We start from the raw sequence: 25,194 nt of genomic DNA, 5'->3' as shown, positions 1-25,194 counted from the left end.
TGTAAGAGCCCTCTCACGTCTCCAATGTAAGAGGTCTCTTACGAAGTTGTTCCACGGAGGATTCATGAGCACGATCACGCACGCTATCGCCGCACCGGCTCCGGGGGCACCCCTGGCACCGACGACGATCGAGCGACGTGACCTCCGGCCCGACGATGTGCTGATCGACATCGCCTACGCCGGCATCTGCCACAGCGACATCCACCAGGCCAAGGAGGACTGGGGCACCGCGATCTTCCCGATGGTCCCCGGGCACGAGATCGCCGGCGTCGTCGCCGCGGTCGGTTCGGCCGTGACGAAGTACCAGGTCGGCGACCGCGTCGGCGTCGGCTGCATGGTCGACTCGTGCGGCGAGTGCGAGTACTGCCTGGCCGGTTCCGAGCAGTTCTGCGTCAAGGGCAACGTCCAGACCTACAACGCCGTCGGCTTCGACGGCGAGAACACCTACGGCGGCTACAGCCGCCAGGTGGTGGTGAAGGACGCCTTCGTGTGCGCCATCCCGGAGGGCATCGGGCTGGACGTCGCCGCGCCGCTGCTGTGCGCGGGCATCACCACCTACTCGCCGCTGCGGCAGTGGGGTGCGGGCCCGGGCAAGAAGGTCGCCGTGGTCGGCCTCGGCGGGCTGGGGCACATGGCGGTCAAGATCGCCGCCGCGATGGGCGCCGAGGTGACGGTGCTCAGTCAGAGCCTGAAGAAGCAGGAGGACGGCCTCAAGCTCGGCGCGAAGGACTACTACGCGACCGGCGACGAGTCGACGTTCGAGTTGCTGAAGGGCCGCTTCGACCTGATCCTCAACACGGTCTCGGCGAAGTTGCCGATCGACGCCTACCTCGGCCTGCTGCGGGTGGGCGGCGCGATGGTCAACGTCGGCGCGCCCGGTGAGCCGTTGTCCTACAACGCGTTCTCGCTGCTGGGCGGCAACAAGGTGCTGGCCGGATCGATGATCGGCGGCATCGCCGAGACGCAGGAGATGCTGGACTTCTGCGCGGAGCACGGGATCGGCGCGGAGATCGAGCTCATCTCCGCCGACCAGGTCAACGAGGCCTACGAGCGGGTGGAGAACAGCGACGTCCGCTACCGCTTCGTGATCGACACCGCCACCATCGGCGCGTGATGACTCCGGCGGCGGTGCGTCCATCCCCCGAGCGCACCGCCGCCGGTCCCCATCGGCTCGTACGATGCCGTGGCAGTGACGATTCGCGCAGGTGGTGGGGATGAGCGGTGCCGGGCAGCGGGGTATTTCGGTCGGTGCCGTGCTGGCGCTGCTCGACCTGGCCGCGAAGGGCGTGCCCGACGAGCACGATGCCGTGGCGGAGCTGCTGGCCGCCGAGCGGCTCGACCCGGCGGCGGTGACGCAGGTCGGGCAGCGGGTGCGCGAGCTGCAGGGCGCTGTCGCGCGGTTGCACCGGCGCGGACGGGAGCTGTCCGCGCTGTTCTCCTGCGCGCGGGAGCTCGCCGCGCTGCACGACGTGGAGGAGCTGGTGGCCGGGCTGGTCCGGCGCGCCCACGACCTCGCGGGCACCGATGTCACCTACCTGTCGGAGTTCGACGAGGAGACCAGCGAACTGCGGGTGCGGTCCACCGCGGGCACCGTCGCGTCGGCCTTCCAGCGGCTGCGGGTGCCGCCGCACACCGGGCTCGCGGGCAAGGTCGTCGAATCCCGCGCTCCACAGTGGACTTCGCACTACGCGCACCTGCGGGACGTGCCGCACGCCGACAGCATCGACGTCGCGGTGCGCGCCGAAGGGCTGGTCTCCATCCTCGGCGTGCCGCTGATCGCCGGTGATCACGTGCTGGGCGTGCTGTTCGCCGCCAACCGCAGCGAGCACGCCTTCTCCCCGGAGGAGGTCGCGCTGCTGTCGGCCTTCGCGGACAACGTCGCGGTCGTGCTGCAGACGACGAGGCTGCTCTCGCAGGCGCGGGATGCCGCGGAGGAGACGCAACGCGCTTACGCCGAGCTGGCCCAGCACGTCGAGGCCATGGAACGGGCCGGGCAGGTGCACGAGGAGCTGACCGCGGCCGTGCTGCGCGGTGGCGGCGCGGCCGATGTCGCCCGGACGCTGAGCGATGCCCTGGAGCGCCCCGTGGTCATCGTCGACGAGAACAACGCGGTGCTGGCCTCGTCGGACGGCGCGGCGGCGACGGTGATCGATTCCGCTCCGGTGCGGGCAGCTCTCGCCGACAGCCGGCGATCGGGGCGCTGCACGCTGCTCGAACCGCGGCAGGACGACTTCCGCGCGGCGGTCGCCGTGCTGGCCGGGGACATGGTGCTCGGCGGGCTGCTCATCGGTGACGGCGCGGTGGAACTCGGTGCCGTCGAGCAGCGCACCATCGAGCGCGCCGCGCAGATCACCGCGCTGCTCACCTTGAAGCAGGATGCCGTCCGCTACGCGGAGGACCGGGTTCGCGGCGAGCTGCTCAACGACGTGCTCAGCCCCGACGTGCGCAGGCATTCCGACCTCGCGGCCAGGCTCCGCGCGCGCCGGGTGCGCCCGCAGGACCTCCGCACCGTCGTGGTCGCCGTGGTCGCTCCGGAACACCGCCGGGCGGCGCTGCGCGCTGCGCACGTGCTGGCCTCGGCATCGGGTCTGTTCGGCGAGGTCGAGGGCGTCGTCACGCTGGTCCTGCCGGAGGCCGATCCGCGGGAGGCCGCGGCGCTCGTGCGGGACCGGGTGCGCGCGGGAACGGGCGTGGACGAAGTCCTGGCGGTGGCCGCGCGCCCCGCCGATGTCCTCGGTGAGCTCTCCGCCCGCTTCGCCGCGGTGCGCGACTGCAGCCGGGTCCTCGCCGCGCTGGGCGTCGAATCCGCTGCCGTCGACGCCGACGAGTACGCGCCCTACACCTCGATGTTCGCCGGCGAACCGGCCGGCGCGCAGCAGTTCATCGACCGCCTGATCGGCCCGGTCCTGCGCTGGGACGCCGACCGCGGCACCGAGCTGCTGAGCACCCTGCGCCAGTTCGTCGACTGCAACGCGAGCCCGGTGCGCACGGCCAGGAGCATGGACGTGCACACCAACACCGTGCTGCAGCGGATCGACCGGGTCACGAGCCTGCTCGGCGACTCGTGGCGCGACCCGGAGCCGTTCTTCCGGCTCTCGGTGGCGGTGCGGCTGGAAGGGCTGCGGCGCCGGTTCCAGCCTGATCGGTAGCGCTGCGTGCGCGCACCCTCGCCGACGGCGACCGGGATGTGCGATCGTCCCATTCCCGGGTGGCCCGGATGGAGCGTTGCTCCATGTTCTGGCGGCGGAGCGCTGCCTACAGTTCCTCGGCATACGGGTAACGGCGACGCGGCCGTGAGGTCGGCCGCCGCTCGCAACGCACAGGAGGAACGGTGTCGACCAGTCGACTTGCAGGCTTCAAGGACCGCTCCATCGCTCAGCGGCGGGCCTTGGTCGCCGCCCACGCGGGTGTGGACGAGGACGCGCTGGCCGTGTTCGACCCCCGCGCCGGGCTGGGGCTGGAGCAGGCCGACCACATGATCGAGAACGTGGTGGGCGTGCTGGGCATCCCGCTGGGCGTGGCCACCAACTTCACCGTCAACGGGCGCGACGTGCTGGTACCGATGGCCACCGAGGAACCGTCGGTGGTCGCGGCGGCCAGCAACGCCGCCCGGATCGCCCGCGTGCACGGCGGTTTCACCACCTCGTCCACCGACCCGATCATGCAGGCCCAGGTGCAGATCGTCGACGTCGCCGACCCGGAGGCGGCCCGGCTGCGGCTGCTGGAGGCGCGGCACGAGCTGATCGCGCTGGCCAACGAGCAGGACCCGCGGCTGGTCGAGTTCGGCGGTGGCGTGCGCGACTTGGTGGTGCGGCTGGTGGAGGCCCGCGAGCAGCGCTACGTCGTCGCGCACCTGGTGGTGGACGTGCGCGATGCGATGGGTGCGAACGCGGTCAACACGATGGCCGAGGCTATCGCCGACCGCGCCGGTCGGATCGCGGGCGGCAGGACGCTGCTGCGGATCCTGACCAACAAGGCCGATCTGCGGCTGTCCCGGGCGCGCGCGGTCTTCGACGCCGAGTCGGTGGGCGGCGCCGAGGTGGTCGCCGACATCGTGCACGCCGCCGCGCTGGCCGACGCCGATCCGTACCGGGCGGCGACGCACAACAAGGGCATCATGAACGGCATCACCGCGGTGGTGCTCGCCACCGGCAACGACACGCGCGCGGTGGAAGCCGGGGCGCACTCGCACGCGGTCAACGATCAGGGCCGCTACACCTCGCTGTCCCGGTTCGAGCAGGACGCCGACGGCAACCTGGTCGGCACCCTCGAACTCCCGATGGCCGTGGGCCTGGTCGGCGGCGCCACCAAGGTGCACCCGGTGGCGCAGCGGGCGGTGCAGGTCCTCGGCGTGTCGACGGCCGCCGAGCTGGGCGAGATCATCACCGCGGTCGGGCTGGCGCAGAACTTCGCCGCGGTGCGGGCGCTGGCGACCGAGGGCATCCAGCGCGGCCACATGTCGCTGCACGCGCGCAACGTCGCGGTCGCCGCCGGTGCGACGGAGGCGGAGCTGGCCGCGGTCGTCGCGCGGCTGGTCGCCGACAAGGCGGTCCGCGCCGACCACGCGGAGAAGGTGCTGTCCGAACTGCGCGCGGAGGCCGGGCGATGACCGAACCGGATTCGCAGCAGTACGTGCGGGTGTGGGGCGACGCGGTCGACCCGAAGCACCTGTGGCTGTCGGTTCTGCTCGGCGCCGCAACGGGTTTGGGCGCGCTCCTGCTGGCCGGGGCGGCGCTGCGGAACACCGCGGTCAGCGCCGAGCTGCAGGACGGGTACGCACTGCTGGCGGGCCTGCTCGGCTGCCTGATCGCGGCGGTGGTGTGCGCGAAGTTGTTCCCGCCCAAGCGGATCGTGCACGAGCACGCGCTCTCGCCGGACGAGCACCAGGCCGCGATCCAGGAGATCCTGGCCGACAACGGCCGGGCGTCGACCGGTGAGCTCTCGCCGCACGCGGCGCGGGAACTGCGCTCGGTCGGTCTCCACGACGCGTTCGCCCAGGCGCAGCAGCGGGATCCGGAGGTCAAGCCGTGATCCTCAACGACATCCTGATCGCGCTGAGCATGGGCCTGATCGGCGCGGTGGTGTTCTCCGCGATCGGGATGGTCTCCGGCACCGACGAGACCGCGACGCTGGCACCGCTGACGCTGCTGGTGGTGATGCTCGGCGTCCCACCGGTCGGGGTGTTCACGTTCTTCATCGCCGCCGCGGTGTCCAAGCACATGACCCACGCCATCCCGACCACGCTGCTGGGCATTCCCGGCGACACCACCGCGGTGCCGCTGCTGCCGGAGGCGAACATGCTCCGGCGGCTGGGAATCCCGCACATCGCGCTGCGCAAGGCGATCTCCGGGGCGATCCTCTCCGCGTTCATCGCGGTGCCGGTCGCCGTCGGCCTGGCCGCGGTGCTCGCCCCGCTGGGCACCCACATCACCGCCGCCGCGCCGTACGTCTTCGTCATCGCCGCGGTGCTGATCGGGTACTTCTCCCCGGGCCGCTGGACCAGCATCGTCTGCATCGTGCCGTTCGTGCTGCTGGTGACGGCGGTCAACGCGCTGTCGAAGAACGCGATCGGGGAGACGCTGAGCATCAGCTTCTTCCTCGGCATCGCCGTCGGGCCGCTGATCGCCGACCTGCTCCAGCTCGGCTCCCGCACCGGCCGCGCCGCCATGCCGCGCAGCGGGCGCAAGGTGTTCTGGCTGGCGCCGGAGGTCAAGGACTGGAGCGGCTACCTGCCCAACCCGGCGAAGGTGCTCAGCCCGCGGCAGATCGCGCTGACCTCGGCCGCCGCCGGGGTGAGCTCGACGACCTTCGTGTTCAGCCCGGTCGCCACGACGGTGCTGGCCGGTGAACTCGTCGGCTCCCGGATCAAGCACGTCTACGAGCGGCTGACCTCGGTGATGGCGGTCAAGAACGGCACCACGGAGTCGACCTACCTCGCCGAGACGCTGATCCCGCTGGTGGCGTTCGGGCTGCCGCTGAGCCCGGTCGCGGCCGGCCCGGCGGCACCGCTGTTCAACGCGCCGCCGGTGTACGGCGTGGACGAGGCGACCGGTCAGGTGAACAACCTGCACACCATGATGTCGACCTGGCAGTTCCTGGTCTTCGGGCTGGTCGGCGTGGCGCTGGCCGCGATCGTCGCCTACCCGCTGAGCATGAACTTCGCCCGGTCGGCGAGCCTGTGGGTGATGCGCAAGGTCAGCCACGAAGCGCTGATCGGCGCGTTCGCGGGCCTGATCGTGGTGATCTCCTGGTACGAGGGCGGCGCGTTCGGCGTGGCGGCCACGCTGCTGATCGCGGCGTTCGCGGGCGTGACGAACCGCCTGTTCGGGATGAACGCGGGAGTCCAGTTCATGGCCTACTACGTGGCGATCCTGTTCGTCCCCAAGGTGATCGGCCTGGCCTGAAGTTCCACATGCGACGATCACACCCCGGCTTCCCGGGGTGTGATCGTCCGTTTCGGACAACTGTCGCAAGGTCTGGCCGGGCTGGTGGACGGTCAGCCCGTTCCTTCGACAGGACTCGCCTGCAGTGATCGGCGATTGGGCTGGACAGCCGTGCCAAGGAACTGGGCGGTTGTGAAGATTAACTCTGCCGGGCGTCCTGCCTTGCTGGGCCCTCGCCAACCTTTCTGCGCAGAGATCTATACCTGCTACTCCTGACGACATCTGCTCCACAGGCCATTCCGGCTCAGCCGGTTGTGGGACTGGAGTCGCTGCGAAGGTACTGCGCCGCAGTCACCCTTGATCGGATGTGGAAATAGCAGATTCACGGCGCCGTCCCCGTGCTCGGACCAGCAGATTTGAAGAATCTGCCCGACGACAGTTGATCGAAGCTTGCTTTGGGCAGGACTTGATTGGGGCGGCTGCTCCTAGTGATACCCCCGGGGCAGAATGGAGTGCCACTGATCGAAGCCACAATTTTGGGGCTATTTCGGGGAGAAGTGACGTACTACTCTGGCAGTGGGAGGCGAGTAGGCAGTCCCTGGCTAGGAGCTACCGCCGTCCTCCAATGGAGGGAGGCCCGCAGTGACCAGTGGGTCTGGCGCTGAAGAAGAATTCGAACGGTTGTTCCATTTGATGGAGGAATTCAAGGCTGCGGAGAGGCGCAGGCAAGAGCTGCTGGCAGAAGCGATTCAGGTGATCCGCTCTTTGATCGATTGGTTCGTGGTTCCACGAGTGATCGAATCCGAGAGTTCTGGAGAGAGGCGACCCGCGGAGGAGGCCTCTGCAGAGCGAGGCGCGGCGGAGGAGAGCTCCGTGGAGGAGAGAGCTGCAGAGGACAGAGCTTCGGAGGTCAGAGCTGTAGAGGAGGGGGCCGAAGGAGAGGATGATATTCGCGATCTCCGAGGCGGGGAGAAGCGGATGATCGGAGTTCTCGTCGGCCATCGGCGGCTGACTCGGAGTCAGCTGGCCACTTTGAGCGTGCTCTCGCCAAACAGCGGCACCTTTTCCACTTATCTGTCCAGATTGCGCAGTCGTAAGTTGATCACCATCGATGGCGACGGCTTCGTTGCTCTTACGGAGCGGGGACGTCGCAGCGCAGGGGTTCGTTCGGTCAAGCCCTTGACGAAGGAGAAGATTCGTAATCAATGGCTCTCTGTGTTTCGAGGTGGCGCAAGGAGAATGCTTGAAGTTTTACTTGAGGCTGGCTCGGTGGGATTGAGTCGCGATGAGCTCGCTCGGAAAGCGGGCCTCAAGCCCACTAGCGGCACGTATTCCACGTACCTCGCGAAACTTCGAGACAACGGTCTGATTGAGGTGGTGGACGGCCGGATCCGTGTTACTGAGATCTTTGGGCTTGACGCGTGAAAAGTTACCCGGAGCAGCTGATCAAGACCGAGGTGAGCGATCTCGATGGCCCTGTCAGCTCATCCAGTGCTCGCCGGGAAGATCAATCTTCGTCGGCGCTGGAATGGTTCCGATATCCGTGCAGCTGCTTGAAAGCGCCGTTGCTGCTGTCACCTTGCCGTGCACGATGACAGCAGCAGCTGCGATCTGATGTGCCATTCCGCCGCGCCACCGCGCCGCGGCTGCTGCTCACGGTGCGGCTTCCTCGCGGTCTTCCTCGGTGTGGTGCCCGGCTGCGGCCAGGCCGATGGTGGCGACCGCGGCGAAGGCGTCGATGGCGGCGTGCCTGCGGCGCGGTACCCACACCACGGAAGTCCGCCAGGACAGCGGGGAATCCTCCAGCGGCCGCCAGACCAGGCCCTTGCGCGGCTCGCCCGGTGGCGGTTCGTTGAAGTGCACCCCGCGTCCGGCCAGGACGAGGCCGTGCACGAAGTGCGGGTTGCGCGCGTGCCGGATCGCTCCCGGGCGGAAGCCCTCCGCGCGGCAGATCGACAGGACGTGGTCGTAGAGCATCGGCGCCATCGCCCGCGGGAAGATCACCAGCGGCTGCCCGTTGAGGTCGCGCAGCCGCACCTGCTCCGACCCGGCCAGCGGATGCTCGACCGGCAGCAGCACGCCGAGCGCGCGGCGCGCGATCGGGCCGGAATCCAGGCCCGAGATGTCGCAGGGATGCCGGACCACCGCGGCGTCCAGGACGCCTTCCCGCAGCGCCGCCAGCTGCTCGTCGGTGGTGAGCTCGTGCAGGTCGACCAGCACGTCGGGGGCCCGTTCGGCGAACTCGTCCAGCAGCGTGCGCAGGGTGACGGGCATCGTGTCCGGCGGGATGCCGACGTGCACGACGCCGTTCTCGCCGGGACGCAGCCTGCGCATCGCCTCCTGCGCCGACTCGGCGCTCTCCAGCACGCGGCGCGAGTGCTCCAGCAGCAGCGCACCGGCTTCGGTGAGCGCGACCTGGCGGCGGTTGCGGTCGAACAGCTGCACCCCGAGCTCCCGCTCCAGGTCGCGGATGCGCTGCGACAGCGGCGGCTGCGCCATGTGCAGCCGGGCGGCCGCGCGGCCGAAGTGCAGCTCCTCGGCCAGCACGGTGAAGTAGCGCAGGTGGCGGAGTTCCATACCGCTTTGATATCACCGCGGGAGCGGAATGGTGTTGGACGCGGTCCCGCCCCGCTTGCTTGCATTCCATGCACCGGTTCCGGAACGCCCGGCCGGTTTCGCCGGATCATCACGCTCATTCACCGAATCTGGATCGCTTTCGCGATCTCTCGGAGGTATTCGCATGAACGTTTCAGCTGCCACCGCTTCGAGCACGGAGACCGTCCTGCTGCGGCGGGAGGCGATTCCGGGCGGCACCGTCGGCGTGGTCACCCTCAACCGCCCGGCCAAGCTGAACGCCTGGACGCACGACATGCGCACCCGGCTGGTGGAGGTCTTCGCCGAGCTCGGCGCGGACGAGGACTGCCGGGCGGTGGTGATCACCGGCGCCGGCCGGGCCTTCTGCGCAGGTCAGGACCTCGCCGAGACGGCCGCGATCGATCAGTCCGACCACGCCGCGGCGGAGGCCTGGATCGACGGCTTCGACGTGCTGTACCGGGCGGTGCGCGACATCGACAAGCCCACCATCGCCGCGATCAACGGCGTCGCCGCCGGTTCCGGCTTCCAGTTCGCACTGCTGACCGATCTCCGGGTGGGGCACGCCGGAGTGCGCATGGGCCAGCCCGAAGTGCGTTCCGGGATTCCGAGCATCACCGGGATCTGGGCGATGTGGGACATCCTCGGCAAGGCCAAGACGATCGAGTTCACGCTCACCGCGGAACTGGTGGACGGGGTGGAGGCCCAGCGGCTCGGGCTGCTGACCCAGCTCGTCGACGAGGACGCCGTGCTCGACGGTGCGATCGCGCTCGCCGCGAAGCTCGCCGAACTCCCGCCCGGCGCGGTGGAGCTGACCAAGGCGCGGCTGCGCGAGATCGACGACGCGGCGCTCACCGATGCCGTGGAAGCGGCGAAGAAGGTGCACGCCGCCGCCTACGCCAGCGGTGAACCGCAGCGCGAGATGGACCGCTTCCTGAGCAAGCGCCGCTGACCGCCACGAACAGGAGTGCACCGATCCGCATGAGCACCATCGAATCCGAACGCCCGGTCGTGCCGCCCGGTGACCTCGCCGCGGGCGAGCGCGTCTACCGGGAGCTGGTCGCCGGCCAGCGCTGGCACGTGCCCGAGCGCTACAACATGGCCGCCGACGTCGCCGACCACCACCCGGGCGACCGGACCGCGCTGATCTTCGAGGACCACACCGGCTGGCACCAGCGGGTGAGCTGGGCGGAGGTCCGCGACCGGTCCCTGCGGGTGGCCGCGCACCTGCACGCGCTGGGAGTCCGCAAGGGCGACCGGGTGGCGGTGCTGCTGCCGCAGCGGCCGGACACCCCGGCGACCTACCTGGGCGTGCTGCGCACCGGGGCCGTCCTGGTGACCATGTCGCTGCTGTGGGCCGACGAGCCGATCGCCTACCGGCTCGCCGACTCCGGCAGCACCGTCCTGATCACCGAGCACGCGGAGCTCGACCGCGCCCGGCCGCTCGCCGAGGAGGCCGGAGCCCGACTGGTGAGCGTGGACGACCCGGAGATCGCGCAGCACCCCGCGGAGTTCGCCACCGCCGACACCGCGGCCGACGACCCGGCGCTGATCTTCTACACCTCCGGCACGACCGGCGAGGCGAAGGGCATCGTCCACGCGCACCGGACTCTGCTGGGGCACAACGAGTTCCAGTACTGCCACGACCTGCGGTCCGGTGACGTCTTCTACGGCGCGGGCGACTGGGCGTGGTCGATGGCCAAGCTCATGGGGCCGCTGCGGGCGGGCGCGACGCACCTGGTCTACCGGCCCGCGGCCGGGTTCGACCCGGAAGGCCTGCTGGCCGCCATGGCGCGCAACCGGGTCACCACGGCGCTGGTGAACCCGACCTTCGTGCGCAAGATGCGCGCCGACGTCCCCGATGCGGGAACCCGCTACCCGCAGTCGCTGCGCGTGGTGTGCTGCGCCAACGAGCCGCTGACGCCCGATCTGATCGAGTGGTTCGACGAGCAGTTCGGCGTGACCCTGCTGGACTACTACGGCTCCACCGAGTCCTACCCGCTGGTCGGCAACTTCCCGGGCGTTCCGGTCAAACCGGGCTCGATGGGGCGCCCGCTGCCCGGCTGGGACGTGGTGCTGCTGGACGAGCGGGAACGGCCGGTCGAACCGGGACAACCGGGCGAGATCTGCCTGCGCGCGGGCAGCAACCCGCAGTTCCCGCTGGGCTACTGGGGGCGTCCCGAAGCGTCGGCGAAGGACTTCGGCGGCGAGTGGTACCACACCAAGGACCAGGCGGTCGTGGACTCCGACGGCTACTACTGGTTCCTCGGGCGCACCGACGACGTCATCAAGACCTCCGGCTACCGGGTGGGCCCGTACGAGGTCGAGGCGGTGCTGCGCGAGCACCCGGCGGTCGCCGACGCCGGTGTGGTGGGCGTGCCGGATCCGGTGCGGGGCCAGCTGGTCAAGGCCTGGATCGAGCTGGCCGACGGCTACTCGCCGAGTCCGGAGCTGGGCGAGCAGATCATGTCGTTCGCGAAGGCCAACCACTCCCGGTTCGCCTGCCCGCGGCTGGTCGAGTTCGCCGCGCGGTTGCCGCGATCGGCCACCGGGAAGATCCAGCGCGCCGAGCTCCGGCGGCGGGACCTGAGCTGAGCGAGCGGTGGTGGGGCACCCGGTTCGCGGTGCCCCACCGCGGTGGCCGCACCCCGGGTGGCGGCCCCACGACCCCATCGGTTTCCCTGCTACGACAGATGCCGGGCGCAGTACCGGACACAATGGACAGGAGTTCGGATATGCCACCGGACCAGCTCGCCACCGCCGCCCCGACGAACCAGGACGCCTCCAGGACGCGGCGACGGGTCACCATCGCCACGGCCATCGGCAACTTCGTCGAGTGGTTCGACTCCGGCGCCTACGCCGTCATGTCGGCCACCATCGCGATGCTGTTCTTCCCGCGCTTCGACCCGGCCGCCGCGCTGCTCGCCACCTGGGCGATCTTCGGCGCCGGTTTCGTCGCCCGGCCGCTCGGGGCCCTGTTCTTCGGCCGCTACGGCGACCGGATCGGGCGCAACCGCGCGCTGGCGCTGAGCGTGCTGTGCATGAGCGCCTCGACGCTGCTCATCGGGCTGCTGCCGACGTACTCCGCCATCGGGCTGGCGGCGCCGCTGCTGCTGCTGGTGATGCGCATGGTGCAGGGCTTCTCCACCGGCGGTGAGTACACCGGTGCCTCCTCGTTCATCATGGAGTACGCGCCGGACGGCAGGCGGGCGCGCTACGCCAGCGTCGTGCCGATGACCGTCGGCGTGGCTGCGGTGGCCGGTTCGGCGGTGGGCGTGGTGCTCACCGGCTTGCTGTCCGAGGACGCGCTGCAGTCCTGGGGCTGGCGCATTCCGTTCCTGATCGCCGGGCCGCTCGGCGCGATCGGCCTCTACCTGCGGTCCCGGCTCGCGGACACCCCGGTGTTCCGCTCGCTCGAGAACGCCGAGAACAAGACCCGGACGCCGCTGCGGGACGCGCTCAAGGTGTCGCGCAAGCAGATCTTCGCGCTGTTCGCCTACAGCATCACCAACGCGGTGGGCTACTACTTCATGAGCAGCTACATGATCTCCTACATGTCCGCCTCGCTCGGCTACAGCAAGACCGAGGCGCTGCTCACCAACCTCATCTCGATGCTGGCCTACACGGCGGCGTGCCCGCTGATGGCGATGGCCAGCGATCGCTTCGGCAGGCGCCCGATGCTGCTGGCCGCCTGCGGCGGGTTCGCGGTGCTCACCATGCCCTCGTTCCTGCTCATGGAGATCAGCCTGGCCGGTGCGGTGGTGGGCAGCTCGGTGCTGGCCGTGCTGGTGGCGACGATCGGCACCAGCAACGTCCCGGCGATGGTCGAGATGTTCCCGGCGCACCTGCGCGCCAGCGGATCGGCGATGGGCTACACCGCCGCCTACGTCCTGTTCGGCGGCACCGCGCCGCTCGTCGCGACCTGGCTGGTGGGAACCTCCGGCAATTCGAGCGCTCCGGCGTTCTACCTGATGGGAGTCGCGGTCGTCAGCCTGCTCGCGGTGATCTTCCTGGTCGCCGAGACGAAGTCGCTGTCGCTGTCCCGCACGACCATCCGCTGAGCTGCGGCGGGCGCTGCCGGGACTTCCGGCAGCGCCCGCTTCGCGGTCGGAGCGGAGTCCGTCAGCGCGGTCGGGGCCCGCTGCGCTCCATTGGAGACGTTGAGGGCCAGGGCAGCGCGGACGTCCGCTTCTCCGGTTCCGTCGCAAGAGCCTTGATCTGCCAGCCCCGGCTTGCCGCCTCAGTACACTGACCTCGCGATGACCGAGATCGAGATCACCGCTGACCTGGTCCGAGAACTGCTGCAGGAGCAGCATCCAGACCTCGCGGGGCTGACCATCCGCGAGGTGGCGGGCGGCTGGGGCAACCGGATGTGGCGCCTCGGCGACGAGCTGGCCGTGCGCATGCAGCGCATGGACCCGACCCCGGAACTCCAGCTCAAGGAACGGCGGTGGCTGCCCGTGCTGGCCCCGCGCCTGCCGCTCCCGGTGCCGAACCCGGTGCGGTTCGGCAAGCCGTCCGAGCGGTTCCCGAAGCACTGGACCGTGATGACGTGGGTTCCCGGTGAGCCGCTGGACCACGGCACGATCAGCCGCGCTTCCCACGCGGCCGACGCGCTGGCGGGCTTCCTCCGGGCGCTGCACGCGGAGGCGCCCGCCGACGCACCGATCGCCGCGGATCGCGGAGCCCATCCCAGGGACTGCACGGACGGTTTCGAGGGCTTCCTCCAGGCCGTTGCTCCCGACGACATCGCTGCCGACGTCCGCACCGTCTGGGACGACGCCGTTGCCGCCCGCGCGTGGGCGGGCCCGCCGGTGTGGGTGCACGGCGACCTCCATCCGGCGAACGTCGTCGTCTCGGGCGGAACGCTCTCCGGCGTCGTCGACTTCGGTGACATGTTCGCCGGCGATCCGGCCTGGGACCTCGCTGCCGCGTGGGTGCTGCTGCCCGCGGGCGCGGCCTCGCGGTTCTTCGACACGTACGCGCGAGCGGACGAGGCTGCGATCAGGCGTGCCCGCGGGCTGGCCGCCATGAAGAGTCTCTTCCTGATGCTCATGGGGCAGAACGGGGACCGCGGCCTCCCCGGTGGTAAGTCGCACTGGGGGCCTGCGGGCCGGGCGGCACTTGAGCGCGTTCTGAAGGGCGTTTGACAAACACCGCTTCGCGTGCAGCAGCACATCTTCGCGCATGGCCGCTCGTCCTGTCGGGCGGTGGTCGTTCACCTCGGCACGACGTGCTCGAGACTCCACTGCGTCAGCGGTTCCAGCGCTCTCGTGAGCGCCACTCCTGCTTCGGTGAGGGAGTACTCGACGTGCAGTCGGGTGCCGTCGAAGGCCTTCCGCGCGACCACTCCGTCGGCTTCCAGCTCGCGCAACTGCTCGATGAGCACCTTCTCGCGGATTCCCGGGACCAGGCGGCGAAGTTCGCCGAAGCGGCGCGGCTGTTCCAGCAACTCCCACAGGAGGAGGATCTTCCACTTCCCGCTAAGGATGTCCACCGCGGCGTTCAGGCTGCAGAAATGCGGCCTCGCGCGCACGCTCATGCTTCGCACCGCCCAATCGCCTCGTGCCCGAACAACCCGAAGCAAGGGTAGCCCCGCGCGATCAGGTGTTGTCCTTGATCGCCTGGAGCGGGTTCACGAAGTTCGCCGCCACGCCCTGGGCCTTCGCGGTGTCGATGATGTTGGTCAGCGCGACGCGCTCGACCAGCCTGCGCCCCTCGGACACCTCCGCTCCGGAGTCGACCTCCTCGGCGAGCATCGGCAGCACCGCCACCATCGAGTTCAGCCACGGCACCAGCAGTTCGTCGGTGAACTCGGTGGCCGCGACCTTCTCGGTGCCGACCATCGCGATCGCGTTGTAGGCACCGGCGAACATGCCGTACATCGCGCCGAGCAGCGCGAGGTCGTGCAGCGAGGCCAGGGCTGCGTCGGTGCCCAGGAACTTGCTGGTGCCGAGCAGATCCAGCGCCTTCGAGTGGGTGTCGAACGCCTGCTGCGAACCGCTGTAGAGGATGACCGAGTCCGGGGTGCCGATGGTCGGCGGGATGGCCATGATGCCGCCGTCGACGTATTCGGCGCCCAGCTCGGCGGCCCATTGCGCGGAAGCGCGGGCTTCCTGCGCCGTGCCGTTGGTGAGGTTCACCAGCACTCGGCCGGGCAGCTCGTCGGCCGCCGGGCCCAGGAGGGCGTGCACGGCCGCGTAGTCCAGCACGCAGACGACGATCAGCGGTGCGGCCGCCACTGCTTCGGCTACCGTCTCCGCCCGCACCGCACCCTTGGCCACCAGCGGATCCGCCTTGGCCGCAGTGCGGTTCCACACCGTCGTCGGGTGACCGGCGTCCAGGAACGCAGTGGCGAGGGCCTGGCCCATGGCGCCGAGGCCGATAACCGTCACCGGGGTGGGTCCGGTGTTGACCATTTGCTTCATCCTCCTGTGGTGCGCCGACCCGGCAGTGGCACGGCGCTTCGGTGCGGAGATCACGATGCATCCGCCAGCCGCGCCCAGCATTGTGCTGTTACCCCGCTGGCGCAAGTACTTACATCCAGGTAATCACCTTGCAGGTACAGGACATTCGGCCACGCCGAGTCAATGTCCGCTGTGGACTGTGCGGGAGTCGGTGCCACGTGTCGTCCCGACCCCGCTGGAGCGCTGACCGCCGCACGTCGGGGTGCCGTTGACGCCGGTGCTACTGTTTGGTCAGCCGCCTTGGGCAGTTGCCCAATTGGAGGTGTTCGCGATGGGGCCGAAGTCGGCTGATCGTGGCCGTGAGGTGCGGCAACGGCTGCTGGAAGCCGCGGCGGAGCTGATCGCCGAGCGCGGCTGGGGTGCGGTCAGCACCCGGATGGTGGCCGAGCGCGCCGACGTGGGCGCGGGGTTGGTGCACTACCACTTCGCATCGGTGCAGGTGCTGCTGTCGGCAGCGGCCGTCGGCGTGATGCGCGATGTGGGCGCGTCGCTCGAACCGCTGCTGGAACGGGCGGACACGCCCGCCGAGGCGCTGCAACTCCTGCTGACCTCGCTGGACCGCTACACCGGTGACGACGCCGTCTCGGTGCTGTTCGCCGAGACCTACCTCGCGGCCACGCGCGATCCGGCGCTGCGCGGCCAGGTCGCCGAGGTGCTTGCGGAGTTCAGCGCGCGGCTGGGCGGCTGGCTCGCCGAGCGCGGGGTTGCGGAGGCGGGCACGACCGCGGCGGTGGTGGGTTCGGCGATCGACGGCCTGATGATGCAGCGCGCGCTGCACCCGGGCCTCACGGCCGATGCCGTGCTCCCGGTCCTTGCCCGGCTGGTCGAAACTCCGGGCGGTGCCGGGTGAACGGCGCGGAACCGCCCGGGAAGCACGAGACCGCAGGAGGAGAGCGCGCATGGCGGTGACCGACCGGAAACCTCGTGGATTGCTGCGGGTACTGCTGCGCGCGCCGATCTACCTCTACCGCGCAGGGCTCGGCTTCCTGGCCGGGCACCGGTTCGTCTACCTCGCCCACCGCGGGCGGCGCACCGGAGCGCGGCGGGAGGTGGTCGTCGAAGTGGTGCGCTACGACCCGGACATCCCCGAAGTGGTCGTGGTGGCGGCGTGGGGCAGGAATCCCGACTGGTACCGCAACATCCAGGCCGCACCGGCCATCGAAGTCCGCCTGAGCCGCCACCGGTGGCCGCGACCGGAGCACCGGTACCTCGATGCCGCTGAGGTGCGGCGAGTGCTGCTGGCCTACAGCCGGGCTCACCCGAGCGCGTGGAAGCGCTTGGCGCCGCTGCTGGGCTTCCCGGCGGATCCGGCCGACACCCGCTGGCCGGAGGTCGCGGCCGGAACGCGCGCGATCGCCTTCCGCCCGCGCAGCTGATCAACCGCGGAGGAAGTACAGGACGGTCATCGTCACCGCTGTGGTGAGCACGATTCCGCGCACCACGCGGGCGGGCAGCCACCGGGCCAGACGAGCACCGGCGAACCCACCACCGATCGCGCCGAGAAGCACGGCGAGGACCGGCGCCGGGTAGCTCCGGACATCGGAAGCGACGAGGAAGAGCACCGCGGCCGTGCCGTACATCGCGGCCAGCTGCACGATCCGGGTGGGATTGCCCCTGGCCGGGTCGAGCCCGAGCCCGACGCTCCAGAACGCCAGCGTGAGGATCCCGACCGCACCGCCGAAGTAGCCGCCGTACGCGGCCAGCACGAACTGTCCGATCAGGACGCTCCTGGCGCTCAGGTCGACCGGGCGCCCGATCGCGGTCGAGAGCAGTCGCGAGATGCTGCGCCCGAACGCCAGGACCACGGTCGCGAACGCGAGCAGCCAGGGCACCGCGACGCGGAACGACTCCGAGGGCAGCGCCAGCAGCAGCCCGGCACCGAGCGCGCTGCCGAACAGGCTGGTCACGGTCAGCGCGGCCCGCGACGTGGTGCCGACCTGGACCACGTCCTTGCGGTAGGCCCACGCGCTGGCGAGCGCGCCGGGCAGCAGCGCCACGGTCGACGCCGCGTTCGCGGTGACCGCGGGCAGTCCGGCGGCGACCAGCGCGGGCAGCGTCACGAAGGTGCCGCCGCCGCCGACGGCGTTCAACGCTCCCGCCGCGACACCGACCGCCAACAGAGCGGTGAACTCCAGCATGCGGCAAGCATCGAATCCGGCCACCTCGACGCACAACGTGACCAGAACCGCAGAGCGGCGCGGAAGCGGCTGCGCTCCGGCCGGTTCGCCTCTCGCCGAACCGGTTCGGGACGGCCGCGACCTGCCGACACGTCGTGACCTCCGGTCGGTGCCGGCTGTCGACCGATCGATTCCGGAGATGGGACTCAGCGAAAACGGGTGTTGGCCCGAGGGGGATCGCCCGGCCAACACTGATGTCATGGTGAGTTGTGGCCCGGTGAACGCGCCTTGGCCCGGCCTGCTGCGCGCGCTGGCCCTGCGGCTGCTGGTCGTCGGGCTCGTCCTGTCGGTCACCGGCGCGACGCTGCTGGGGCTGATCGCGCTGCTGTCCGGAGCCGGGCTCCTGCTCGCCGCCGGGATCAGCCCACGAGGTGCTGGAGCAGGGCCCGAGCAGCCGGGTTGACCGGTTCCGGCTGCCTGCCCGCCAGGTAGATCGACCTGGACAGGCCCGGCTGCTCGATCCGGGCGTGCGGGAGCCCGGTGCGCTCGGCGAGCTGCGCGGGCACGATGCTCACCCCGAGCCCGGCCGCCACCAGCTCGATCAGCAGCGGCATGTTGGTGGCCTCGCACACCGGGTCCCTGCGGATCCCGGCGTCGGCGAACCGCCGGGCCACCAACTCCTGCAGCCCGCTGCCGCTGAACTCCACGAACGCCTCGCCGTCCAGCTCGGCCAGCCGGACCCGCCGCCGCCCGGACAACCGGTGCTCGGGATGGCAGAGCAGCACGAGCTCCTGCCGCCACTCGGCGAAGCCGACCAGCCCGTCGACGAGCGGCCCGTCGAAGGCGACGTAGGCGAGGTCGAGCTCGCCGCTGTCCACCGAGGACATCAGATCGGGGACGAGGCCCTGCCGCACGCGGATGCGCACGCCGGGGTAGCGCCGCTGGAAAGCACCGAGCGCACCGGGCAGATCGACGTCGGTGAGCGCCTGGATGGTGCCGATGGCCACGTGCCCGCGCGACAACCCCGCGACCGCGGAGACCTCACCGCGCGCGGCGATGACGTCGGCGGCGATCCGGTGCGCCATCGGGACCAGCGCCCGCCCGGCCTCGGTCAGCAGCACCCGCCGCGTGGTGCGCTCGAACAGCTGCGCGCCCAACTCGGCTTCGAGCTTGCGGATCGACGAGCTCAGCGCCGACTGGACGACGTGCACTTCCCGGGCGGCGCCGGTGAAGCTCCCATGACGCGCCACGGCCAGAAAGTGCTCCAGCTGCCGCAATTCCACCCGGAAGACGATACCTGCGATCTTCTCCCAGGAGCCCGACCGCCTCGCACACCGCGGGCGGGCCGGTGCGAACGCGCGAGGCGGCCGGGCCGGGGTTGCGAACGGGGCGCTGACAGGTCCCGGTGTGGGACGCCTTTCAGGTCCGGGGAGGCACCTGCTTCTGCGTCCGAGTACCAGGATCCGTCCAGAGGGTGGTTCGGCTGAGTTCCAGTTGCCGTCCGCCGGAAGTCCACTCGTGTGGCGGTTGGGAGCGGCGATGACTGAGTGGCGCAGGGGTTTTCACGTCCTGGCGAATCATCCGCCCGCCATTGACAGCGGCGCCCGACGGCAGTGCCATCGAGTGCAGGTCGGGGCGAGCTGCCCCTTGGCTCCTCCCGCACCTGCTCGACTTCGCAGGAGGGAGCTCGCAGGTGAAGGCAGCCACCGTGGTGCCAGGTAGACCGGAGTCGTCGGCGGTCTCCGAGCTGCCCGATCCCCTCCCGCAGCCCGGTGAACTGCTCGTGCGGGGGCTGCTGGCGGGGTTCTGCCGCATCGATCGCGATGTCGCCGAACGAGGGCTCGGTGCGTTGCCGCCGGGGCAGGACCGCATGGTGCTCTTCCACGAATCCGTCGGCCAGGTGATCCACGCTCCGGCCATCAGCGGATTCCACGAAGGTGACCACGTGGTCGGTGTCGTCCGGCGTCCGGACCCGCAGCCGTGCGAGGCCTGCGCTGCCGGGCAGTGGGACTTCTGCCTCAACGGCCGGTACACCGAGTGCGGCATCCGGGGACTGGACGGCTTCGGTGCTCAGCTGTGGACCATCGAGCCGCGGTTCGCGATCAGATGTCGTCCCGGGCTCGGCGACCTGGCGGTGCTGACCGAGCCCGCGTCGGTGGTGGCCAAGGCCTGGGAGCAGGTCGACATGATCGGTCGACGCGCCTACTTCGCCCCTCATCGCGCGCTGGTGACCCGGGCCGGGCCGATCGGCCTGCTCGCCGCGCTGCTGGGCATCCAGCGCGGCTTGGAGGTGCACGTGCTCGACCAGGTCGTCGAGGGGCCCAGACCCGATCTGGTCCGCGCACTCGGCGCCACCTACCACACCTCGCTGGACGAACTGCGCTGCGAGCCGGAAGTCGTGATCGAGACGACCGGATCCGGCAGGCTGGTGTTCGAGGTCCTGCAGCACACCGCGCGCAACGCGATCACGGCGTTGACCGGTCTCGCGGGCCACCACCGCACCGTCCCGTTCCCCGCCGAGATGGCGATCGACACCGAGTTGATGCTGGACAACGACGTCATCGTGAGCAGCGTCAACGCCAACCTCCGCCACTACGACCAGGCTGTGCGCGCGCTGGCCGCCGCCGATCGCAGCTGGCTGGAATCACTGATCAGCCGCCGGATCCCACTGCGCAACTGGACCGACGTCTTCGACACGGGGCCCGACGACGTGAAGGTCGTCGTGGAGCTCCAGTCCTGACCGGATGAACCCGCGCGCTTCAGGGCGAACACGAGCGCCGGCGTTGTTCCGGGGCTGGTTGTCCGGGCGTGTTCGCCCAGCAGCGCTCACGGGCCGTTGCGATCAGTCGGACCAGCCGGCGATCGCGGCATGTCCCTGGGGGATGGCGAGGTCGAGGAGGCCTGGAAAGCACGCGTCGAGATCGTCGCGGCGGAGCCGGTTCAGTCGCCGGGTGCCCTCGTCGCGCTGGTAGATCACCCCTGCTTCGCGCAGGACCTTGAAGTGGCCGCTCTGCGTGGACTTGCTGACCGGCAGCGCGAAGGTCGTGCAGGCCAGTTCGCCCTCGGGCCCGACATCGGCCAGGCGCGCGACGATGGCCAACCGGACCGGATCGCTCAGCGCGTTCAGCACGGCCGTGAACTCCAGCTGGGCGCGAGTGGGGTGCACGAGCTCGGTCGCGGTGCGGCTTGCCATGTCGCCACCCTATCAAACATGTTCGCAATTCCCGAACATGTGTTATGTTCGCCAAATCCGAACATAGAAGGGTGCGGACGATGCGAATCGATAGCCGGAGCCGTCCTGACCCGGGGAGTCCGTCGGCCGGTGGACCCGGGTCATCGGGGGAGCGGGCGGGGACGTGGCGGTTCTGGGGCGCGGCGTACGCGCTGCTGGTCCTGTTGACCGGTACGAACCTGCCGACGCCGCTGTACCGGGACTACGAGCAGCGCTTCGGGTTCTCGCCGCTGGTGGTCACGCTGATCTTCGCCGCGTACGTGGCGGTGCTGATCCCGTCCTTGCTGTTGGCGGGCCCGCTGTCCGACGCGATCGGTCGGCGTCGAGTGCTGCTGCCCGCCGTGGTGGCGGCGGCGCTGGGAGCGCTGGGTTTCGCGCTCGCGTCGGACACCGGGTGGTTGTTCGCGGCCCGGGTTCTGCAGGGCCTGGCCGTCGGCCTCGCGGCGGGGCCGTTGACCGCGGCGCTGACCGAACTCGAACCCAGCGGCGACCACCGCAAGGCGGCACTGGTGTCCACTGTGGTGTCCGTGGGGGGCTTGGGGATCGGCCCGGTGCTGGCAGGTCTGCTCGCCCAGTACGCCCCTGCGCCCCGCGTGCTGCCGTTCGTCGTGGAGATCGTGCTGCTGCTCCTCGCCGCGGTCGCGGTCTGCGCGCTGCCCGATGCGCGAGCTGTGGCCCGGCGGCGACCGCGCCGACCCGAGATCCCGGCCGCGATGCGATCCGCGTTCGCGACCAGCGGCACGGCCAACTTCCTCGCGTTCGCCGTGATCGGGCTGTTCCTCGCTCTTGTCCCCACCTACGTCGCTGCCCTAGCGAAAAGCACGAACCTGCTGCTCGGCGGCGGGGCAGTAGCGTTGATGCTGGCCTGCTCGGCATTCGTCCAGCTCGTCGGCCACGGCAAGTCGCCGCACGACCTGCAGCGCGCTGGCCTGCCGGTGCTGGCCGTCGGTCTGGGTCTGCTCGCCCTCGCGGGCAGCCTGTCATCGCTGGTCCTGCTGCTGATCGCGACCGCGCTCGCCGGCGTCGGCCAGGGCTTGGTGTTCCTCGGCGGTCTCACCGCGATCAACCAGGCCGCACCGGCCGACCGCCGCACCGAGGTCCTGTCCAGCTTCTACGTGATCGTCTACAGCGGCGTCGGCCTGCCCGTCATCGGCGTCGGTTTCCTCGCCACCGGCATAGGTCTGGTCCCCGCTGTGCGGGACTTCGCCGTGGCCGTCGCCGTGCTGTGCCTGATCGTGCTGTTCGCACTGCGCCGCACTTCCACCACGCCGACCGACTGACAGCGTTCCAGCAGATCCTCGTGGACACCGCAGAAATAGACGCCGCGTCATCCCGACCCTCGTGAGCGCTTGTGGTGGCCAGGGCGACCATTGGCACTCACGAGAGGCAGGGTGCTGCGACTTGCTCGTTGTGGCCTCGGCGGAGGACAGCGAGGTTGCCGGCTGCGTTGTGGGCGATGTGATCGCGATCGGCGACGTGGCCCCGGACGCCGCTGGGGCCGATGAAGTGGACGGGTGTTCGGTGGGCGTGCCTGCTCATCATCGTGGTGACCCAGGCGCAGGCTTCCTCCGGTGTGCACAGAACCCGGTCGGGGATCCGAACCAGCCGGAGGGATCGCGGCGGTGGGTTCCGCATCGTGTTGTTGGTGAAGGCGATGTGGGTGCGCCAGTGAACACCTCTGCAGTGTCCTTGCTCCGATTCGACCACGGTGAAACTCCTTGGCGGGCAAGCGTTCTCGACGGTTTTGGTCGGCCTGCCGGTGCGTTACGGGGGTCGCACCGGCAGGCCGCCCCTGCACCGCCGCTGTCCTGGGAGGGCGTTCAGCGGCAGCGAGGTCGAGGGATGCTTTCGGTGGCTTTGGCGAGGCAATCGGGACATCGCGGGCGCGTGGTCGTCGGGTGGCCGAGCTCTGCCCACATCACCGGTGCGCCACACGCGCCGAGCGGATGTCCGCGTTCGATGACCAGGTGGGTTTCCAGATCCCGGAGCGTGATCCCGGGAAGCCAGCGCGGATATGCCTCATCCGCGCCAACTCGAAGGCTCACCCTTGACCCTCCTTCCAGAGGCGTGGGGTGGGGTCGGCCCCCGCGCGGTGGGAACCGACCCCGTGCTCCCGCCTCGCGCCGCACAGGGGGAGGAGGCACGCGTCGCGTTCAGCGGGAGATGCGCATGGCTTCCTGATTACCTGCCACCGGAGATGTGGCCCCGGGCCGTGCAACACGTCCCGCAGGAGGGCCGTGACAAGGAAGAACAGCCGTTGCGACATGCCCTTATCGTCGTCCGAAACTCACCCGCGATGAAGCGGTTGCAGTTCATGCGCATAGCACGTGCATAGCGTGCATAGCTCATGCAGTGAGGTGGACCAGGCTCGTGAGTGCGTCATCCAAGGAAGAGGGAACGCCGTTACGACGCGCGGTTTCTGCAGCTTCGCGGATCCGCCGGCCAGCTCGGGCTGACGAGACCTGTCCGGCAAGACCGTGCAGCTGCACCGCTGCGTTCTCCGCTTCCCGCCAGTCGGAGACTTCGACCAATGCGTTGGTGAGATTTGCTCCGCTGACGAACCGAGCCCACCGATACCGTTCTGCGGTGGACTCCACCACCGTGGCGTAGCAGTCCACCGCACGAGCGGGATGTCCGAAAGCTCGCCACATCCCACCTTCGTGGACCTTGAGTTCAAGATCGGTGACCCACCAGCACCATTCGGGATCTGTGCGGTGCACGCCGTTGGACAGGTCCGACTGAGCACGCCTCATCACCGCGAATGCGCGGTCATCGCCCAGATCGGCGGCTGCACGTGCTCGACGTAGGCTGGTCATCACACGCAGCCGCGGAGAAAGCTTGAACGTTTCCATTAGTTGAACTGTGCGAAGAGCCTCGCGCGGTTGTTTCGCCTCCTGGGCCTGCAAGGCGATGTTCCCCAGGATGAACAGCTCCATGCTGCGGTCCCCGGCCGAGCGGGCCAGGTGCAGAGCCTCAAGATTCAGGGTTCTGGCAGCGTCGAAGTGCATCGAATCGAACGCGAGCCAGGCGGCCACCTCACCGAGCTCAGCAGTGATTGCGGCGAGATCGCGCTCGATCGCTGGCTCGTACCTACCAGCCGCGAGCTGGGCTGATGTCGAACGGAACAAGCGAGCGGCCATCGGCGCGAGTTCCGCTCCGCCGTGCTGCCCATCCAGTCCGACGAGTTGAGAAATGCTCCGTCGCAGTTCAGCTAGATGACCGCTCGTGACAGGCTGCGCGGATTCGAACGTCATCGGAACGTGGGAAATGATGGGCGGTGAAACAAGTTTCGCTAGCCGACCGGAAGCGTTCAGCGCGTCGTCTAGCCGTTCCGCAGTGGCGATGCCAGGCTTCGTGCGGTCATTCTCCCACCTCGACAAGGTGGATTGATCCACATGGATGCGACGGGCCAGCTGTGGTTGCGAGAGACCCGACTCTAGGCGAAGTTTCCTCAGAGTCCGCCCGAAAGTGGACATGCAGCACCCTCCTGCCGTCAGCGTCCCCCGCCCGCCGGGCCTCGGCTGGGTCGAGCTGTTGGCCGGGCTCTTCCCGAATCGTAGGTGGTCACACCGAATGGGTGATACGCCCGGATGAGCCATTCAGGGGTGGTGAGGATCGGCGCCGGTTCAGCGGAAGCCAGGGGTGTCGAGGGTTCGGGTGAGGGCGTGGGCCTCGTGGAGGAGGAGAGCGCCCAGTTCCGGTTGGCGGTCCGGGCGGAAGCGGGTCTCGATGCCCGTCAGGGTCAGGGCCCACGCCGGCTGGCCGTCCCGGTCGAACACCGCCGCCGCCATGCCCCAGCTGCCCTCCACCACCAGGCCGGGGTTGACGGCGTAGCCGTGCTGGCGGGTGCGGGCGATGCGGGCGCGGATCGCCTCGGGGGAGTGCGCCCGGCCCCAGCGGGCGGTCAGGTCGGTGTGCTCCAGGTAGGCGTCGACCTCCGCGTCGTCGAGGAACGAGAGGATCACCAGGCCCGCGGAGACCACGCCGAGCGGGAACCGGGCGCCTTCGTAGAGCACGAACGAGCGGATCGGGAAGTCGCCGTCCTCGCGCAGCAGGCACACCGTCTCGGCACCTCGCAGCGCCGAGAAGAACGCGCTCTCGCCGGTCTTGGCGGCCAGCCGGTGCACGCTCGCGCGGGCGTGGTGCGTCACGTCGTAGCGGTGGCCCGCCGTCTGCCCCAGCAGGTACAGCTCCGGGCCGAGGAACCAGCGGCCGGTGCGCCGGTCGCGGTCGACGAAGCCCTCCTCGGCGAGGGAGCTGAGCAGGCGGTGCACGGTCGGCCGGGGCAGATCGGTCGCCCTGGCCAGGTCGACGGTGGCGGCACCGGTCTCGTTGGCCGCCGACAGCGCCCGGAGCACGGCACCGACCCGGCCGACCAGGTGCGCGTTCGGGCTGCTGCTCAT

24 protein-coding genes and 1 pseudogene are annotated in these 25,194 nt (G+C 69.9%); 15 read left to right on the top strand and 10 right to left on the bottom strand.

Annotated features, from left to right (window positions below; genetic code table 11):
• Window positions 1-64: 64 nt before the first annotated feature.
• The 6 genes from C4T78_RS00380 to C4T78_RS35900 all read left to right on the top strand — a co-directional run bounded on the left by C4T78_RS00380 (window position 65) and on the right by C4T78_RS35900 (window position 7,808).
• Window positions 65-1,114 carry an NAD(P)-dependent alcohol dehydrogenase gene (locus C4T78_RS00380; protein ID WP_093346412.1) on the top strand — a complete coding sequence of 350 codons (1,050 nt, stop codon included), beginning with the start codon at window positions 65-67 and terminating at the stop codon, window positions 1,112-1,114.
• A gap of 100 nt (window positions 1,115-1,214) precedes the next feature.
• Window positions 1,215-3,149 carry a helix-turn-helix domain-containing protein gene (locus C4T78_RS00375; protein ID WP_093346415.1) on the top strand — a complete coding sequence of 645 codons (1,935 nt, stop codon included), beginning with the start codon at window positions 1,215-1,217 and terminating at the stop codon, window positions 3,147-3,149.
• A 182-nt stretch (window positions 3,150-3,331) separates the two neighbouring features.
• Window positions 3,332-4,609, top strand: a complete 1,278-nt coding sequence (locus C4T78_RS00370; RefSeq protein ID WP_093346417.1) for a hydroxymethylglutaryl-CoA reductase, degradative — start codon at window positions 3,332-3,334, stop codon at window positions 4,607-4,609.
• The gene (locus tag C4T78_RS00365; protein ID WP_093346420.1) at window positions 4,606-5,031 is read left to right on the top strand and encodes a hypothetical protein; all 426 of its coding nucleotides are present in this window, start codon (window positions 4,606-4,608) and stop codon (window positions 5,029-5,031) included. The genes C4T78_RS00370 and C4T78_RS00365 overlap by 4 nt, the downstream gene beginning before the upstream one ends.
• Window positions 5,028-6,404 (top strand): tripartite tricarboxylate transporter permease, encoded by a 1,377-nt coding sequence (locus C4T78_RS00360; RefSeq protein WP_093346422.1) that lies wholly within the window; start codon window positions 5,028-5,030, stop codon window positions 6,402-6,404. The genes C4T78_RS00365 and C4T78_RS00360 overlap by 4 nt, the downstream gene beginning before the upstream one ends.
• Window positions 6,405-7,025: 621 nt before the next feature.
• Window positions 7,026-7,808, top strand: a complete 783-nt coding sequence (locus C4T78_RS35900; RefSeq protein WP_143185726.1) for a hypothetical protein — start codon at window positions 7,026-7,028, stop codon at window positions 7,806-7,808.
• 54 nt (window positions 7,809-7,862) lie between these two features.
• Here C4T78_RS35900 and C4T78_RS36245 read toward each other — a convergent pair whose 3' ends face one another.
• Window positions 7,863-8,006: a hypothetical protein gene (locus C4T78_RS36245; RefSeq protein ID WP_177247390.1), complete on the bottom strand. Its 144-nt coding sequence runs from the start codon at window positions 8,004-8,006 to the stop codon at window positions 7,863-7,865.
• A 30-nt stretch (window positions 8,007-8,036) separates the two neighbouring features.
• The gene (locus C4T78_RS00355) at window positions 8,037-8,960 is read right to left on the bottom strand and encodes a LysR substrate-binding domain-containing protein (protein WP_093346425.1); all 924 of its coding nucleotides are present in this window, start codon (window positions 8,958-8,960) and stop codon (window positions 8,037-8,039) included.
• 163 nt (window positions 8,961-9,123) lie between these two features.
• On the opposite strand from C4T78_RS00355, the gene C4T78_RS00350 reads away from it, so the two are divergent.
• The 4 genes from C4T78_RS00350 (at window position 9,124) to C4T78_RS00335 (ending at window position 14,125) form a co-directional block, all read left to right on the top strand.
• On the top strand, window positions 9,124-9,927 hold the full coding sequence (locus C4T78_RS00350; protein ID WP_093346429.1) for an enoyl-CoA hydratase/isomerase family protein: 804 nt from the start codon (window positions 9,124-9,126) through the stop codon (window positions 9,925-9,927).
• A gap of 29 nt (window positions 9,928-9,956) precedes the next feature.
• Window positions 9,957-11,570: an acetate--CoA ligase gene (locus tag C4T78_RS00345; protein ID WP_093346431.1), complete on the top strand. Its 1,614-nt coding sequence runs from the start codon at window positions 9,957-9,959 to the stop codon at window positions 11,568-11,570.
• Between the two features lie 140 nt (window positions 11,571-11,710).
• The gene (locus C4T78_RS00340; protein ID WP_093346434.1) at window positions 11,711-13,036 is read left to right on the top strand and encodes an MFS transporter; all 1,326 of its coding nucleotides are present in this window, start codon (window positions 11,711-11,713) and stop codon (window positions 13,034-13,036) included.
• Between the two features lie 198 nt (window positions 13,037-13,234).
• On the top strand, window positions 13,235-14,125 hold the full coding sequence (locus tag C4T78_RS00335) for an aminoglycoside phosphotransferase family protein (protein WP_093348395.1): 891 nt from the start codon (window positions 13,235-13,237) through the stop codon (window positions 14,123-14,125).
• A 68-nt stretch (window positions 14,126-14,193) separates the two neighbouring features.
• Here C4T78_RS00335 and C4T78_RS00330 read toward each other — a convergent pair whose 3' ends face one another.
• Both C4T78_RS00330 and C4T78_RS00325 read right to left on the bottom strand, forming a co-directional pair.
• Window positions 14,194-14,517, bottom strand: coding sequence for a winged helix-turn-helix transcriptional regulator (locus C4T78_RS00330; protein WP_093346437.1), 324 nt, complete (start codon window positions 14,515-14,517; stop codon window positions 14,194-14,196).
• Window positions 14,518-14,578: 61 nt separating this feature from the next.
• The gene (locus C4T78_RS00325; RefSeq protein WP_177247391.1) at window positions 14,579-15,394 is read right to left on the bottom strand and encodes an NAD(P)-dependent oxidoreductase; all 816 of its coding nucleotides are present in this window, start codon (window positions 15,392-15,394) and stop codon (window positions 14,579-14,581) included.
• A gap of 319 nt (window positions 15,395-15,713) precedes the next feature.
• On the opposite strand from C4T78_RS00325, the gene C4T78_RS00320 reads away from it, so the two are divergent.
• Together C4T78_RS00320 and C4T78_RS00315 are read left to right on the top strand one after the other, a co-directional pair.
• The gene (locus C4T78_RS00320; RefSeq protein ID WP_093346442.1) at window positions 15,714-16,292 is read left to right on the top strand and encodes a TetR/AcrR family transcriptional regulator; all 579 of its coding nucleotides are present in this window, start codon (window positions 15,714-15,716) and stop codon (window positions 16,290-16,292) included.
• 49 nt (window positions 16,293-16,341) lie between these two features.
• Window positions 16,342-16,818, top strand: a complete 477-nt coding sequence (locus C4T78_RS00315; protein WP_177247392.1) for a nitroreductase family deazaflavin-dependent oxidoreductase — start codon at window positions 16,342-16,344, stop codon at window positions 16,816-16,818.
• Here C4T78_RS00315 and C4T78_RS00310 read toward each other — a convergent pair whose 3' ends face one another.
• On the bottom strand, window positions 16,819-17,580 hold the full coding sequence (locus C4T78_RS00310) for a sulfite exporter TauE/SafE family protein (RefSeq protein WP_093346447.1): 762 nt from the start codon (window positions 17,578-17,580) through the stop codon (window positions 16,819-16,821).
• A gap of 256 nt (window positions 17,581-17,836) precedes the next feature.
• On the opposite strand from C4T78_RS00310, the gene C4T78_RS00305 reads away from it, so the two are divergent.
• Window positions 17,837-18,022: a hypothetical protein gene (locus tag C4T78_RS00305; protein WP_235863009.1), complete on the top strand. Its 186-nt coding sequence runs from the start codon at window positions 17,837-17,839 to the stop codon at window positions 18,020-18,022.
• Here the strand turns inward: C4T78_RS00305 and C4T78_RS00300 are convergent.
• On the bottom strand, window positions 17,979-18,842 hold the full coding sequence (locus tag C4T78_RS00300; protein ID WP_093346452.1) for a LysR family transcriptional regulator: 864 nt from the start codon (window positions 18,840-18,842) through the stop codon (window positions 17,979-17,981). The genes C4T78_RS00305 and C4T78_RS00300 overlap by 44 nt on opposite strands.
• A gap of 410 nt (window positions 18,843-19,252) precedes the next feature.
• Between C4T78_RS00300 and C4T78_RS00295 the strand changes: the two genes are divergently transcribed.
• Window positions 19,253-20,299 carry a glucose 1-dehydrogenase gene (locus C4T78_RS00295; protein ID WP_093346455.1) on the top strand — a complete coding sequence of 349 codons (1,047 nt, stop codon included), beginning with the start codon at window positions 19,253-19,255 and terminating at the stop codon, window positions 20,297-20,299.
• A 102-nt stretch (window positions 20,300-20,401) separates the two neighbouring features.
• Here the strand turns inward: C4T78_RS00295 and C4T78_RS00290 are convergent, their stop codons facing one another.
• Window positions 20,402-20,752 carry an ArsR/SmtB family transcription factor gene (locus C4T78_RS00290; protein WP_093346457.1) on the bottom strand — a complete coding sequence of 117 codons (351 nt, stop codon included), beginning with the start codon at window positions 20,750-20,752 and terminating at the stop codon, window positions 20,402-20,404.
• A gap of 80 nt (window positions 20,753-20,832) precedes the next feature.
• On the opposite strand from C4T78_RS00290, the gene C4T78_RS00285 reads away from it, so the two are divergent.
• Window positions 20,833-22,071, top strand: a complete 1,239-nt coding sequence (locus C4T78_RS00285; RefSeq protein ID WP_093346460.1) for an MFS transporter — start codon at window positions 20,833-20,835, stop codon at window positions 22,069-22,071.
• Window positions 22,072-23,136: 1,065 nt separating this feature from the next.
• On the opposite strand, the gene C4T78_RS00280 is transcribed toward C4T78_RS00285, so the two are convergent.
• The 3 genes and pseudogenes from C4T78_RS00280 to C4T78_RS00275 form a co-directional block, all read right to left on the bottom strand.
• On the bottom strand, window positions 23,137-24,045 hold the full coding sequence (locus C4T78_RS00280; RefSeq protein ID WP_235863010.1) for an NsdA family TPR-like regulatory protein: 909 nt from the start codon (window positions 24,043-24,045) through the stop codon (window positions 23,137-23,139).
• A 51-nt stretch (window positions 24,046-24,096) separates the two neighbouring features.
• Window positions 24,097-24,267, bottom strand: a pseudogene (locus C4T78_RS37365) (helix-turn-helix transcriptional regulator); the annotation flags it as partial.
• A 150-nt stretch (window positions 24,268-24,417) separates the two neighbouring features.
• Window positions 24,418-25,194 carry an IclR family transcriptional regulator gene (locus tag C4T78_RS00275; RefSeq protein WP_093346465.1) on the bottom strand — a complete coding sequence of 259 codons (777 nt, stop codon included), beginning with the start codon at window positions 25,192-25,194 and terminating at the stop codon, window positions 24,418-24,420.

It is taken from the genome of Saccharopolyspora kobensis (genome assembly GCF_900108315.1).
Lineage (GTDB): Bacteria > Actinomycetota > Actinomycetes > Mycobacteriales > Pseudonocardiaceae > Saccharopolyspora > Saccharopolyspora kobensis.
Note: the sequence above shows the minus strand (reverse complement) of the source record. Positions and strands in the feature narration are given on the sequence as shown.